We start from the raw sequence: 14,168 nt of genomic DNA, 5'->3' as shown, positions 1-14,168 counted from the left end.
GCGACGCCGCACCGAACGGGGCATGCAGAACACCTACACGGGGAAGGTCAGGTTGCCGTACTCCCGCCGCCGGACTGCCTCCTGTCACCGTCACCGCCCGTCCCGCAGCACAGACCGCAGTGCCACGTAATCGACTTTGCCACTGCGATTGAGCGGCAGCTCGGGAAGCCACCGCAGCACCGTCGGCGCCATGTACGTCGGCATTGCCGCACGCAGGAACGCAGGCAGGTCGTCGGCTGCCGCCTCGTCCCCACACGCAGCTGCGCGCAGCTCCAGCGCGCCCAGATCATTCGGTACGGCGAGCACCGCCGCCTCGTCGATCGCCGGGTGTCGGCGCAACACCGCCTCGACATGACCGAGCTCGATCCGGTGCCCACTCACCTTGACCTGCCGGTCGACCCGGCCCAGGTGGATCAGAGCGCCGTCCCGGAGCCGAACCTGGTCACCGGTGCGGTACCAGTCATCGATGTCCGGCGTCCCGTCGGTGACGACGGTGGTCCATTCGCCGGAGCGTCGGACGAACCGGCCGTCGTCGTCAGCCGGGTCGAGGTATCCACCGAAACGCTGCGGGCCGCGTACGCACAACTCCCCCTCGTGCGCGCCCCGGCCCTCCGGATCGCGCAGCAACCAGTCGAGTCCGGGATACATCTGGCCGATTGGGACACTGCCGTTGTGGGTGAGCGGCCAGTCCCGCGGGTCGTCCGGGAGCTGGTACTCCGCACAACTGACGGTGAGTTCGGTAGGCCCGTAAACGTTGACCAGTGCGCTTCCGGGTGCCGCGCGCTTCCACGCCTCGGCCAGCTCGACCGGCAACGGCTCCCCGATGAACATGCTGCGCCGCAGCGTCGGCATCGCCCCCGGGCGCAGGTTGCCGATCCGCCGCGCGTAGGCGATCAAGGACGGGACGGAGTACCAGTGGGTCAACGCCCGCGCGTTGACGTAGCTGGCCGGTGCCAACAGCTCGCGGCCCCGCGGGACCACCAGCGTGGCACCGGTCGACCAGGCGCCGAAGAGGTCGAAGAACGACGGGTCGAAGGTCAGCGCGAAGGTCTGCGACATCCGCGCTCCGGGACCGAGTCCGCTGTGGGGCACGACCCGGTCAAGATAGGCGGCCGCGTTGCCGTTGCTGATCGGCACTCCCTTCGGACGCCCCGTTGACCCCGAAGTGAACAGGATGTAAGCAAGGTCGCTGGGCGCAGCCACGACGGACGGCGGGGTCACGTCGACGGGAATGAGGCACTTCGTCGCGTTCACCACAGGTGTTCGCCGGTCGGTGAGTGCACCACTCAGCGGCAGGTCGACGCTGTCGTCCAGCACCACCGCGCGCACGTCGGCGAGTCGCACCACCGTCTCCTGGAACGCCACGGGGTTGTCCGGCCCGAGGGGTACCACGACGTGCCCGGACCGCATGATCGCGAGGTAGCACACGTATGTGGCGAGGTGCCGGTGCCCCACCAGAGCGATCCGACTACGCGCCGGAAGGCCGAGTGTGGAGAGGTGTCCGGCGGCGACGCGGACCAGCGCCTCGAGGTCCCGGTACGACAGGCACTGCTCGCCGTCGTCGATCGCCGGTTCATCCGGGTGCGCCGACGCGGTCGACGCGAAGCGCTGGTAGGGGGTGGGAGAGTCGGACGGTCGTGGGGCGGACACGTGCCGCCTCCTTTCAGAAACGGTAGGACGATCGGAGCCGCCAGCCGGGCGACCCGCACACGGAGCCCGTGCACCGGGCCGCATGAACGGTGTGGCTCAGAGCCGGGATAGCGCACGCCGGGTCGCGACGACGTCGACCTTGCCGTGGGCGTTGAGCAGGAGTTCCGGCACGACGTGCACCAGGCGAGGAACCGCCGGTGGCGGAAGCGCCGCGGCCAGTTCCCGCCGAACCGCCGCCGCCAGGGCCGCCGGGTCCGCGTTGTCGGTGACCCCCACGACGAATGCCTCCACCGAGTCTCCTGGGGACACCACCTCGAACGCGGCTTCGCTCACCCCGTCGACGGCCAGCGCGTGCCGCCGCAGCTCACCGAGCTCGATCCGGTAGCCGCTGAGCTTCACCTGGTCGTCGCCCCGACCCAGGTACAACAGGTTGCCGTCGGGAAGCAGCTCGACCAGGTCGCCGGTGCGGTACGCCCGACCGGGGGGGCCACCCAACTCCGCCTCATCGATGAACCGTTCCCCCGTGGCGGCCGGTCCGAGGTAGCCGGCCGCCACCCCGTGCCCGGCGACGACCAGCTCGGCCGGCTGCCCGGGCGAAACGGGCCGCAGGTCCGAGTCGACCAGGTAGGCGCGAGTGTTCCAGATCGCCCGCCCGATCGGGACGCTTGGCAGCGCCGGGAGACGACCGGGGTCGAACTCGTGGTAGACGCAGCCGATGGTGGTCTCGGTCGGACCGTAGTGATTGATCATCCGCAGGCCGGTGAGCCGGTCGCCCAGCCCTGCGAGCAGCGCGGTCTCCAGCGCCTCCCCGCCGCTCATCAGCAGGTGCATGCCGTCCCGATAGGAAGGGCTTCCGGTGCGCTCGAAGAAGCGCAGGTGAGAGGGGGTCACCTTGATGAAGGTGTGGCGGCCGGACGGGTTGGCGAACAACGTGTCCTGGTCCCACACGCCGCCGGCCACCACCACGCGGTGACCGCGCGCCAGCGTGGGCCAGAGCGAGGTGAGCGAGTGGTCGAACCCGAGGCTGCCGAAGAGCGGGGTGCCATGACCCGCGTCACCGACGGCTGCGGCGCACCACTGGGCGTAGTTGGCAAGGGAACGATGCTCGATGAGTACGCCCTTGGGCCGGCCGGTGGAGCCGGAGGTGAAGATGACATAGGCGACGTCCTCCCCCCTCGGGCCGATGTCCACCGGCCGACCGGGCGCGGAAACGGGCAGTGACGCCACGTCGAGGTGCGGCGTACCCGGGGGTGGGCCGGGCGTCGATGCCGCCGAGTCGTGGAGCATCACCGCCAGGTCCGCCGCGTCGAGGATGGACCGGACCCGGCCCGCCGGGTACGCCGGGTCGACCGGCACGTAAGCGGCCCGGTGCGCCATGACCCCCAACATCGCGGCGATGCTGCGCGGAGTGCGGTCGGCCCAGATGCCGACCCGGTCGGCCGGTGCCACCCCGCCGTCGTGAAGTGCTGCGGCGACCGCCTCGGCGCGGTCCCAAAGTTCCGCGAAGGTCCACAGCTCCCCGCCCGCCTGCACCGCGACCAGGTCGGGGCGGCGTCGGGCCACCCGGCGGATCAACTCGACCACCGAGTCCGCCGCCAGTGCCCGCATCTCGCCTCGCAGCACGGTGACCCGCGCCGTCCGCGGTCTGCCTGCCGTCATCGTCTCCCCTACCTCCGCTGATGCCGGGCTCAGTCGCGGGTGCCTAGCGACGTGCCGAGGGCTTCTCTACTGGCGCGCTCTTCGCGTCGACCAGTCCCTGATCGCTCTCGATCGGCACGTGCCCCTCCTCGGTGGAATCGGCCGGCACCTGCTTGACCGCGTTGGTCCCGGCCTCCAGGTGGCTCACCGCACCCAACTCGCGTACCTGTCTCGGCAGCATGCAGAGCAGCCGGGTGACGAGCAGAGCGACAGCTCCCCCCACGAGAACCTCCCGCATACCGACCCTCGCCCCGACGGCACCGGCGGCGGCGAAGGCGATCGGGCGCAGCGCCAACGAGCCGAGCCAGTCGTACGACGACACCCGCGAGATCGTCCGCTCTGGCAGGTACCGTTGCAGCGCCGTGTACCAGAGCGCGTCGGGGAAGGTGACGCCGACGCCGCTGATGATCGCGGCGACGACAGTGACCCAGATGGGTGCCCGGGCAGCGATCGCCACGAGCAGGAGGATCTGGGCCAGTTCGGCGACTCGGCCGGCAAGGATAGGCCGCTGAGGCTCGTAGAAGAGGGCCAGCATGTTTCCCAGCACCTGACCGACGTTGAGCACCGCCACAATGATCGCCCACTGGATGGCGCCGCCGTCCTTGAGCGTCAGCGCCGGGCCGAGTACCAACAGCGCGGCCATCACCAGGTTGCCGACCGCGAACGCGGCCACGCTGCTCCAGATCCACGAGCGCTTGACCACGTCCTGGAAGCCTTCGCGCAACTCCTGCAGGAAGGGCTCGGCATCGGCCTGCCGGGCCTTCGGTGGAATCCTGATCTGGAGTAGGAGCAGGGCACTGCCGACAAAGGTGGCACCGTCGACGACGAAGGCCCACCCCGGCCCGGTGGTGACCACCAGCACGCCGGCGATCAGCGGCCCGAGACTGCCGGAGACGCTGCGCGTCATGGACAGCAGCGCGTTGGCCGGCTGCAGTAGGCGCGGCGGCACCGTCACCGCCGTCAGTCCGGTGGACGCCGGATGATAGAACGCGGTCGCGGTACCGGAGATCGCTTGGAGTGCCATCAACTGCCAGACCTGCGGTTCGCCAGCGAAGAACAGGACACCCATGAGCGTCTGCACGACGGCGCGCACCAGGTCGGTGGCGAGCATCACCCGGTGCCGGGGCAGCCGATCGGCCCAGACCCCTCCCACGAGCACGAACAGCACCAGCGGCACCGTGTAGGCGCCGAGTACGAGGCCCAGTGCGGTCACGTCGTCAGTGACGGTGAGCACACCCAGTGCCAGTGCCACCGGGCTCAGCAGGCTGCCGGTGACGGAGGTCGCCTGGGCGGCGAACTGGAAACGAAAGTCGCGCTGCCGCAGCAGCTCACGGTTGAGACGACGGCGTTCCGCCTTGTCAGTCTTCATCGGGCTCCTTCGCCCACACGGAAATCCCGGGGCCAGGTGCGCGAACACACGGCCCCGGACACGACGGGGCTACGTCGGATCGGTGATGAGGTCGCGGGCGCCGTCGGCGCCGACGGGCGTCAGGAGACGGACGGGTGGAGCACTGCTGAGCCGGACGCGTTCACGGCGGCGGCGCAGGCCTCGGTCACCGCGGCGACAGTGCCGTCGACGAAGAGCGCCTCGACCGGAAACTCGATGCCCAGCCGCTGTTCCACGCGTTCGATGAGCGAGACCGCCAGCAGCGAGTTGCCACCGAGCATGAAGAAGTCGTCCTCGGGCTCTGCCCTGTCCATCTTCAGTGCGGCGCACCACTCGTCCGTCACGACCCGCGCGACGTGATCGATATTACTCACTTTCTAGGCCCCCGTTGGCTCGTCCTCGCGGTTGGTCGCCACGCTGTGGCCGGCTGACCGGCCAGTGCATCCACGACCGACCGGATGACCATAGCGGCTAGCCGAAAGGCCGACAACCCATCGATCTTGGTTCCTTCGCCGGCCCCTCCACGAGGGAGAGTTGTGACATCATCAGCCGGTATCGGGCCCCGTGCGGCACGGATCCGACACGCGCCCGGGTGGCGCACCGCACGGCCTGCCGGGCTGGTACTCCGTCTGCCCAAAGGCCTGAGCGAGGAGTTGGTGGATTGACTGTGGACACTTTCCGCACGGCCGCCGTCACGGTGACCATCGATGATCCGTCGGTGTCCGACGCTCACCTGTTCCCCAGTGGCTGGGAGGCCGCCGGCCTCGCGCAGTCCCCGCGTCGGCTGCTGGCGGCCGCTCGTGACCGGCGATGGGAGACACGGTGGGCGGTAGCCCGCCGTGACGGTGCGGTGCTGGGCTTGATGCCGGTGCAGCGCAACCGGTCGACGGTCTCGTCGGCCGCCTTCTACGATCCGGCGGCCATCGCCCCAGAACTGGTCGCCCAGCTGGACGGGTCGTCGGCGCCCTGGTGGTACGTCGGCGGCTTCAAGGACCTCGTCAGCGGCGCGACCCTGAGTGCCGGGATGCCCATTCGAGACCGCGACGAGGTCCGGCGTGCACTGGTCGCCGCAGCCTACGCGGAGGTTCTGCGCGAGGGCGGGCGGCCGATCGCGCTGTATGTACGCGATGCCGAACTGCCCTCCTTCCAGGCCGCTCTGGGTGACCAGGCGCGGACCTCGCGGGTGAGTGACGACGCCGTGGTGGACCTGACCGGCGGCAGTCTGGAGGCCTACCTGTCCGGCCTGTCGAAGAAGACCCGCTACCGGGTCCGCCGAGAGTGGGAGCAGCTCGCCGCCTGCGGCATCCACGCCGAGGAGCGACCCGCGACGGAGATTTGCGCGGAGGCGGCCGCGCTAGTCGCCGCGGTCAAGCAGCGACACGGGACGCTGGACCACCCTCGGATGGCGGCGATCCGTCTGCGCGAGTGGACCGACAGCGACGCCGACGAGACGCTGGCGATGATCCGGCGCGGGCCGGACGGCGCACTCCTGGGCGCCGTCTTCGTGGGCCGTTTCGGGGGCACTGTCGAGGTCAATGAACTCGGCCTGGTCGACGACACTCCCAACCGCCACCTCCTGTACACCGAACTTCTGGTGCATGCCCCGATGCGGTACGCCCTCCGCCACGGCTGTGACCGGCTCGCGTTGGGACTCGACTCGATCCAGCCGAAGGCGCTCCGGGGCGCCCGCATCGAGCCGGTGTGGGCCGTCGGCCTCCGGTCAACGCCGTAACTGGGACGCCCATCCTGACACTAGTCATTCGATCATGACATAAATTGATCAACTTCCAAGGGCGCAATGCTCGACACGCGGCCCGTGGCGGCAAGCCACATCGACGACACCATCTCGGCACGGGGGATCGACACGACATGAGCGACGCGCAGGCACGTGAGCAGACCGTCCGCGCCATCCTGGCCGACGTGCTCCGGCTCGACGACGTACCGCCGGATCTCGGTTTCTTCGACGTCGGGGGTTCGTCGCTGCAGGCCATGGAGGTGCTCGGCCGGATCGGTGACGCCTTTGGCTGGGAACCCTCGCTCGCGCTGATGTACCAGGCGGCCACCTTCGACGAATTCGTCACCGCTGTGGCAGCCGCCCCGACACGCGCCCGCCCCGCGGATGGCGAGCAAGTTCCTCCCGCTCCGACGACGACTGACGGCCGTGCCTCGTTCAACCAGGAGTCCTGGTATCTGGCGGCGATTCGGACCGGCGGCGACCTGCCGATGACCTCGTCGGCCTTCCGGGTCCGCGGCCCGCTGGAGGTGGACCGCCTACGGACCGCCGTGGACGCGGTGGTCGCCGCGCACGACGGCCTACGCACCGCGTTCGTTCTCGACGAGGAGGCCGGGATCCTGCGCCGGGTGGTGTCACAGCGGGCGCGGGTACCGATCGAGGTGCACGAGGCCTCTGACGAGCCGGGTGATGACGTCGAGTGGATCCGCGGCCGGCTCGGCCAGTTGGACCATGCGATGGCGCCGCTGCTGCGGGTCTTCGTCCGCCGCCACACCGATACCGAACACGTGGTGCTGCTCGAACTCAGCCACCTGGTCACCGACGGGTGGTCGATGCAAGTGATCTTCGAGCAGCTCGGCGAGGCCTACGCCAAAGCGGAGGATCCCGACTGGCGGCTGCCACAGCCGGCCATGTCATTCGGCGAATGGTCCGATCGTCAGCGCCAGCACCTCGTCCCCGAGACGTTGGACGCGCTGGTGGCCAGATGGCGCAACCTCCTCGGCACCGACCCTGCCGTGCTGGAGACCCCGCTGCCCGGCTACCGGGCCGATGTTCCGACCTCGGCCGCGGGTCACCTCGAATTCCGAATCTCAGCGGAGCGGACCGCGGCGCTGCGCGCGGCCAGCAGAGCCGCCGGAGTGACCCTCTACGCCACCACTCTCGCGGCGTTCGCCCGGGTTGCCTGTGCGGAAGCAGGCCGGTCCTGGTTGGTGTGCCAGACCTCCATCGCCAACCGGCGGCGTGACGAGAGCAAGGTGGTGGGTCCGGTCTCGCACCGGTTGCTCCTGCGAATCGACCTGACCGGCGCCGACCACATCGAGTCGGCGCGGCGGGTTCATACGGCGGTCGCCGACACCGCCGAGCTGAGCGTGGTACCGCACAACATCCTGCAGGACAAGCTCTGGCCTGGGCACAGCCAGCATCGGCGGGCGAGTCCGATGCTCTACTTCGCGCTCAACTCCGCCGACGACGAGGCGCTGCCGATCCCCGGCGCGGTGGTTACCCCGATCACCTACGACTGGTTGCAGCCGCCGACCTGTACCCAGATGTGGTTGACCGAAGAGCGGGACACCCTCGCTGGCATGTTCCGGTGGGAGCAGGACCGGTTCAGTGACGACGTCGCCGAACGGATGCTGCGCCGATTCGGCGAGGAACTGGACGCGTTGGCACTGGCCTCCGCCGAGGGCTGAGCCGCCTCCCCGCTGCCGGTACGGCCGCCGGCAGCGGGGAGATCACGCCCTGGTGCGGCAGCCCTGGCGCACGACGGCCGCCATCGCGCCAAGGGACGACCAGAGGTAGAAGTGGCCACCGGGGAGCAGGACGCAGTGGCCGGGGCGGGTGCCGAGCGCCGTCCAGGGCTCGATCGTCTCCTGCGGCACGAACGGGTCGTCGGCTCCGCCGAACGCGACGACCGTAAGGTCGAGGGCCGGTTCCGGGGAGTACGAGTAGTCGGCGGCCAGCCGCAGATCCGCGCGCAGCGCTGGCAGGATCAGGGCCAGTATTGCGGGCTTGGCGCGCAGGGGCTCCGGAATGCCGCCCAGTTCTGCCAGATCACGGGAGTCCTCCGGGTCGATGGGACGCGACGAGGGGTGTTGGCGCAGGTGCGGAGCGGACGCCCCGGAGACCGCCAGCACCTCGGGGCCTCTTGCATCACGTCGCCGAAGCTCCCGGGCCACCTCGAGAGCCATGACGGCGCCGAGGCTGTGCCCAAAGAGGACGAACCGCCGCGCGCCCACTCGCTGTACCTCGTCCGTCAGGATGCCGACGGTCTGGCGGAAACTGGTCAGCACCGGTTCTTCCAGCCGATCCTGCCTCCCCGGCAGTTGGGCTGACCAGAGTTGGGCACCCGCAGGCAAGTGCGCAGCCATCGGACGGTATGCGGAGGCAGGCCCGCCCGCGAACGGAAGACAGAAGACCGCCCGGTCCACCCGCTCCGCGCCGGTGGGCCCAGCGAGCTGCCGCAGTAGCCCGCTCAACTGTCGGCCACCCGAAGGTCCACAAAGGCGCTTCCGGTGATCCGTCCGGCCGCGTCGCGACCGGCGTCCTTGCCGGCTACCTTCCAGTAAGGACTGATGTTGCCGACCATCCCTAGTACGCCGGGTCCCTCATTGTCCGCACCGCAGAACACCACGAACCTGGTGTGGACATCAATCCGGTGCACCTCGGCCGGGTCGTCCGGATGAGCGAGAGGGGCCACGTGCTTCTGCGAGACGTAGGGCTGCACGATCCACGGCTCACCGTCACGGGATACCCGCTGCCAAACTGTCGCCCAGGTGCGGGCGGCCGCGCTACGCGACCCGCCCAACTGGAGCACGCCTCGGCCGCGGCTGCCCATTGCCGGCGAGTGCGAGGCACACTTGAGCACCAACCGCTCACGCACCGAACGGGGCAGGTCCACCAGGTTTGGCCAGTCGCGCAGCTCTCGCAAGGGAGCTCCGGACGGGCCGAGGGCCTCCGCGACGGCGTCCAGGTCCGGTGGCCCGGCGCTGATGAGTGCGCTCGGAATCAGCACGTTCCGCACCTGATCGGTGAACAACCCCTGGAACTCTCGGCTGAAGGGCAACGCCATGGTGCTCTTCTGCTCGTAAATGAAGCTGGGCGGCGGATCCACCTGCACTCCGCCGTCCGCCCACGATCGGAAGACCGCCTCGGCGGTTTCCTCGTCGAGGCTGTCCGTGAGCCGGTCGCCCCAGATGAGGTCGACCCTGCGCCACGTGCCCTGGTAGTCGGCCTCGACCCGGCCATCCCGTACCCGCAAGCCGGAGGCCAGGTCGGCGGGCGGGATCAGCCACAGGTCGATCCCGGCCGCAGCGAGCGCCCGCTCGAGCACCATGTTGCTGCTCCGCCAGGCCGCCCGGCCGATATTGACCACGAACGAGACATCGTGGGACCGAAAGTGCCGGACCCACCCGTCGAGCATCGAGGCGGTCGGGGTGCAGCCCGGCAGCTCGGGCCCGACCACTCGCTGCACCCGCTCCGTGCCCGCCAGGAAGCCCTCGCCACCGCCCTTCCACTGCATCTCGGCGGCCTGTACCCGCGGGTCCAGGGTCACCGCGTCGATACGGCCGCTCAGCGGGAGTTGAGCAAGCACCGCTGGATGGCGCTGCCACCGGCGTACCTGGTCTGGCAGGCGCCACTCCAGGGCCGCAAGCAGTGGGTCGTCGGCGTTCCCGGTGAGCAGTTGCTGGTAGAGCTTCTGGCACGTCTCCATCCACGACCAGAGTGCCCGGGCGGCGTCTTGCGCACGGGCGACGGTAGCGCGGTCAACCACAAGGGAGGAAGGGGAGACCAGTCCGCTGAACGAGCCCTCCCGATAGGTCACGCCCTGTGCACTATGTGTGGCGACGAGTTCACTGGTCGGGAGCGTCGGCCATTCGATGATGCGCATGTCTCAGCGACCGACGCCGGTGACCGGGGCGGTCGCCGCTTCCCGATCGGAAAATGCGCTGACCGGCTGCCCGTCGGCGGCCAATCTCTCCAACAGCCCCGCGGCGGTCTCGAAAGCGGGCAGGCGGTGGATCTCAGCCGCGGTACGACGGGCGGCGGTGGCGTAGGCGGGGTCGACGAGCACCGCCCGGATTGCTTCCGCGATGTCTTGGACGGAACGGTGCGACTCGTCGAGCGCGACACCCGCGCCGAGGGCTTCCAGCCGGGCGGCGTTCGGGCTGTCGTCGGATGCCCCCAGCGGCAGGCACACCACCGGTACGCCGTGACGCAGTGCGCCCATCAACGTCCCGTAACCGCCGTGGGCGACCATGGCGTCCACGTGGGGCAGGACATCGGCCTGGGGAACGAAGCGTTCCAGTCGAACGGTGGCCGGTACCGGTCCAAGCGACGCGGGGTCGACATGCGCTCCGACAGTGGCCAGTACGTGCATGGGCTCGGACTCCAGCGCTTCGAAGATGGTCCGGAACAGGCCCGGAGTGGTATTGAACAGGGTTCCCAGGGTGACGTACACGAACGGCCGGTCAGGTCGTCGGTGGGCCAACCAGTCCGGCGCCCGCGTGGCGCGCACCGCGTCCGCCGGGGGCCGGAAGAGATGGGTCGTCGGGCCGAATACCGAGACCGGATACCAGCCGGGGGGGCCGGCCACCAGGTGCAGCCCGCCGTGCAGTGTCCGCAGCATCGGATCCGGCGTGAGCCCGACCGCCGACCGGGAACGCGCGTAGAGGTCTCCCGCGGTTGCGGCGAGGAGCTTCGGCGGGGTCGGCGCGAAGTCGAAGACCGCAACCGGGAGGCCAGTCAGCCCACCGACCAGCCAACCGGCCAACGCGGTCGTCTCGCGGACGAGGAGGTCTGGTCGGAACTCGTCGACCGCACCCCGCAGTGCCGGCACCTGCGCGACGGCGTTGTCCAGGTAGCGCTCCAGCGCGGCACGCCCACGCTCGATCGGAAGTCGACGGCTCTGCGCGGCCTTGTACGCCTCAGTCGGACCGGCTAGTCCTGGCGCATCCAGCGGAACAGGCGTCAGCCCCACGGAGCGGACCTCGGCGGCGAAGTGCGTCGGGACCGCGGCGGCTACAGCGTGGCCGGCGCGTTCGAGCGCCCGAGCCAGCGGCACGATCGGATAGAGGTGGCCAAAACCGCTCTCGAGCACGAACATTACGCGCATGGCTTCTCCTGATGGTGTGGGTGCCCCGCCCACCCTGCCGGCACGGAGTGCCGGGAGGGTGGGCGGACCGCCCGGATCGGGGTCAGTCGGCGGCGGGGATCCGGCCGGCGCCGGTCAGCGCCGGCATCAGGTCCGGGTGCTCGCCTCTGGGCCGACGACGATTGGGCCACCAGGACGGAATGCTGCCTCGGCAGTGCACGGCGCCCCCGTACCACCACTCCCAGCCGGGCAACGTCTGCACCTCGGCCGCGGCGTAACGCAGGGTCAGGCCGGTGCGGCGGCGGTTGGACCGGTTCGGCGGGGAACCATGCAGCAGGAGGTCGGAGTGGAGCGAGGCCTCACCGGCGGCAAGCCTGTTCACGTACCGCTCCGCGTAGCCAGTGGCACCAAGGACCTGCCGCTTGGCCACACGGGTGCCGTCCAGCGGCAGGTCCTCGTGGTCCAACGCGCCCTGTAGGTGGCTGCCCTTGACCACCTGCATCGCACTGTTCTCCTCATCGACGTCGTCGATCGCCAGCCAAGCCGTCACCGTCCGGGTCGGGGTGAACGGCCAGTAGGCGGCGTCCTGGTGCAGGACGACCTCCTTAGGGTCACCAGGCAGCTTGCAGAAGACGGTGGTGCCCCAGCACACGAAGTCCGGGCCGATGATGTCCTGGACATAATCCAGAAGAGTGGGGGTCAGGATCAGGTCGTACAGCCCGCGGCAGGCCAGGTGGTACGCGTTGATCGAGTACGAGTCGCGGGAGTCCTTGGCGCTGACCACACCGTCCACCATGTCGGTGATGTAGCGCGACACCTCCCTGGTCCGCTCCGCGTCCAGGACCGGTAACGGACCTACGATGCCGTCCTCGTTGTACCTGCGTATCTGCCCGGGAGTGAGGGTCTGGGTCGCCTCCTCGGATGCGGGCACGAACTGCAGCTTGCGCTCGTCGGGGTCGGGTCGGACGAAGTCCGACTGCATGGACATGGTCATCTGCACCTCCTCGTAGCTGTGCCCCCGGGCCGGCGTCCAACGTCGCCGGACCGTCCGCCGGTCATGCTCGGGCGCGGTCCTGGGCAAGGTGGTTCTGGTAGATGCTGCGCATCGTGAAGAACGTGGGCAGGAAGTTGCCGCTGAGTTCCAGCTCTTGACCCGCCAACTCCTCAAGGAGGGAGATCACCTCGAGCAGGGACAGCGAGTCGAGATACCCGGCGGCCCACAGGTGGGTATCCGGTTGCAGATCATTCAGACCCGGCATCGGTCGGATCTCCTCCAGCAGCGCGATGAACCTGCGGTAAAACTCTTCCTCGGACATTGCGTACCTCCCGGTTGGAGCGTGTGTGGTGGTTGGGTGCCGGCTAGGCGGGGTCGAGCAGGGGCCTGTAGAGCCTGCGGAACCAGGGCGCCGTGTCGACCGTGTCGCCCGCTCCCGAGCGCGCCGACGGTCGGCTCTGCACCGACTCCATCAAGGCGGCGTGCAGCCTGGCGTGCTTCACGAACGCCTTCAGGCGGGGCAGGCGGCGCTCCTGGTACGCCGTCAACGCCTCCGGACCCGAACCGTGCCGTGCGATCTCGTCTGCCAGCACCGCACCGTCCTCGATGGCCAACCCGCCTCCCTGCGTGGTCGACGGCGGCACGGCATGCGCCGCGTCGCCGAGTATGGCCACCCGACCGAGGGCCAGCCGGTGTGACGTGAGCCCGAATGCTGGCCGAACGGTCACCTCGCCCAGGTTGACCTCTTTCAGCAGCCTCCTGACCTCGGGACTGATCGCCCCGGCCCGAGCGCGCATCTCCGGCTCGGCATGGGCGGGGTCGACTGTGTGCGGCTCACGCAGTGCGGCCTGCAGGAAGACGTGGTAGCGCGCCTCACCGACAGGCATCGCCCCGAAGAAGTGGCCCCCGCCGCGCCACACGCGCCACTCCGGGAAGTCAAGCGGCGCCGCGCAGGGCACTGTGGTGCGCCAGTAGGTCTGGCCCAGATAGTGGGGCCACACATCGGGGGCGACGAAGCGGCGCACCCAGGAGTTGACCCCGTCGGCGCCGATCACGAGCCGGTAGCGCCGGGGGCCGCTCGGGAAATCCACCCGGACACCGTCCCCCTCGTCCACCAGGTGTAACGGCACGGTCGACCAACGCACCGTCTCCGGAGGCACCCGTGTCAACAGCAGGTCGGTCAACCGACGGCGCTGGATCGCCACCGGCAGGCGGCCGGGCCCCCATACCGATGCCCAGTCGATGCGGCTCGTCCGCCCCTCGACGTCGAAGGTCAACTGCGCGGCGACGTGCGCGCCGACTGTCGTCAGCGCGAGGCTCACCTGGGTCAGGTACCGCAGCGCGTTCGGATGAAGCATGATCCCCGCACCCGCCGGTCGCGGCCCGGCGCTGCGCTCGACGACGTCGACCCGCAGACCCAGGCCGCGCAGCCGGTCGGCGACCGTGAGGCCGGAGATGCCCGCGCCGACGACAAGAACGTCATGGTTCACTGTGTGCTGTCCCTTCCCGGGGCGGGCCGTCACCGGTGCGCCGCCGCATCGCCGGCCGCACCGGCCGGCGCGGCACAATGCCTCGCCAGGTGGTGGACCGGGCGGCCGGTTAGCTGCTGAGGAAG

Annotated in this window: 12 protein-coding genes; 2 read left to right on the top strand and 10 right to left on the bottom strand. The window is 69.8% G+C overall.

Going from position 1 to position 14,168, the window contains the following annotated elements; genetic code table 11:
* Nucleotides 1-90 precede the first annotated feature (90 nt).
* The 4 genes from ACZ6N8_RS18865 to ACZ6N8_RS18850 all read right to left on the bottom strand — a co-directional run bounded on the left by ACZ6N8_RS18865 (nucleotide 91) and on the right by ACZ6N8_RS18850 (nucleotide 5,079).
* Nucleotides 91-1,650 carry an AMP-binding protein gene (locus ACZ6N8_RS18865; RefSeq protein WP_466011478.1) on the bottom strand — a complete coding sequence of 520 codons (1,560 nt, stop codon included), beginning with the start codon at nucleotides 1,648-1,650 and terminating at the stop codon, nucleotides 91-93.
* 96 nt (nucleotides 1,651-1,746) lie between these two features.
* Complete coding sequence (locus ACZ6N8_RS18860; RefSeq protein ID WP_466011476.1) at nucleotides 1,747-3,309, bottom strand: amino acid adenylation domain-containing protein; 1,563 nt, start codon at nucleotides 3,307-3,309, stop codon at nucleotides 1,747-1,749.
* Nucleotides 3,310-3,352: 43 nt separating this feature from the next.
* A complete protein-coding gene (locus ACZ6N8_RS18855) occupies nucleotides 3,353-4,717 on the bottom strand; it encodes an MFS transporter (protein ID WP_466011475.1) in 1,365 nt (454 codons plus the stop codon).
* Between the two features lie 119 nt (nucleotides 4,718-4,836).
* Entirely contained in the window at nucleotides 4,837-5,079 is a 243-nt protein-coding gene (locus tag ACZ6N8_RS18850; RefSeq protein ID WP_466011774.1) for a phosphopantetheine-binding protein, read from the bottom strand.
* Nucleotides 5,080-5,402: 323 nt separating this feature from the next.
* Here ACZ6N8_RS18850 and ACZ6N8_RS18845 point away from each other — a divergent pair, with 323 nt between their 5' ends.
* A complete protein-coding gene (locus ACZ6N8_RS18845; protein WP_466011473.1) occupies nucleotides 5,403-6,467 on the top strand; it encodes a hypothetical protein in 1,065 nt (354 codons plus the stop codon).
* A 137-nt stretch (nucleotides 6,468-6,604) separates the two neighbouring features.
* Nucleotides 6,605-8,158, top strand: a complete 1,554-nt coding sequence (locus ACZ6N8_RS18840) for a condensation domain-containing protein (RefSeq protein ID WP_466011471.1) — start codon at nucleotides 6,605-6,607, stop codon at nucleotides 8,156-8,158.
* Between the two features lie 42 nt (nucleotides 8,159-8,200).
* Here ACZ6N8_RS18840 and ACZ6N8_RS18835 read toward each other — a convergent pair whose 3' ends face one another.
* The 6 genes from ACZ6N8_RS18835 to ACZ6N8_RS18810 form a co-directional block, all read right to left on the bottom strand.
* Nucleotides 8,201-8,896, bottom strand: coding sequence for a thioesterase II family protein (locus tag ACZ6N8_RS18835; RefSeq protein ID WP_466011772.1), 696 nt, complete (start codon nucleotides 8,894-8,896; stop codon nucleotides 8,201-8,203).
* A 44-nt stretch (nucleotides 8,897-8,940) separates the two neighbouring features.
* Nucleotides 8,941-10,356 carry a hypothetical protein gene (locus ACZ6N8_RS18830; RefSeq protein ID WP_466011469.1) on the bottom strand — a complete coding sequence of 472 codons (1,416 nt, stop codon included), beginning with the start codon at nucleotides 10,354-10,356 and terminating at the stop codon, nucleotides 8,941-8,943.
* Between the two features lie 3 nt (nucleotides 10,357-10,359).
* Nucleotides 10,360-11,580: a nucleotide disphospho-sugar-binding domain-containing protein gene (locus tag ACZ6N8_RS18825; protein ID WP_466011467.1), complete on the bottom strand. Its 1,221-nt coding sequence runs from the start codon at nucleotides 11,578-11,580 to the stop codon at nucleotides 10,360-10,362.
* An 82-nt stretch (nucleotides 11,581-11,662) separates the two neighbouring features.
* Nucleotides 11,663-12,553 carry a phytanoyl-CoA dioxygenase family protein gene (locus ACZ6N8_RS18820; RefSeq protein ID WP_466011465.1) on the bottom strand — a complete coding sequence of 297 codons (891 nt, stop codon included), beginning with the start codon at nucleotides 12,551-12,553 and terminating at the stop codon, nucleotides 11,663-11,665.
* Between the two features lie 61 nt (nucleotides 12,554-12,614).
* Nucleotides 12,615-12,875 (bottom strand): hypothetical protein, encoded by a 261-nt coding sequence (locus ACZ6N8_RS18815; protein WP_466011463.1) that lies wholly within the window; start codon nucleotides 12,873-12,875, stop codon nucleotides 12,615-12,617.
* A gap of 43 nt (nucleotides 12,876-12,918) precedes the next feature.
* On the bottom strand, nucleotides 12,919-14,043 hold the full coding sequence (locus ACZ6N8_RS18810; protein ID WP_466011461.1) for an FAD-dependent monooxygenase: 1,125 nt from the start codon (nucleotides 14,041-14,043) through the stop codon (nucleotides 12,919-12,921).
* Between the last annotated feature and the right edge of the window lie 125 nt (nucleotides 14,044-14,168).

It is taken from the genome of Micromonospora sp. NPDC047521, from assembly GCF_055587305.1.
The sequence above is the reverse complement of the archived record's forward strand: the minus strand, read 5'-3'. Positions and strand labels throughout refer to the sequence as shown.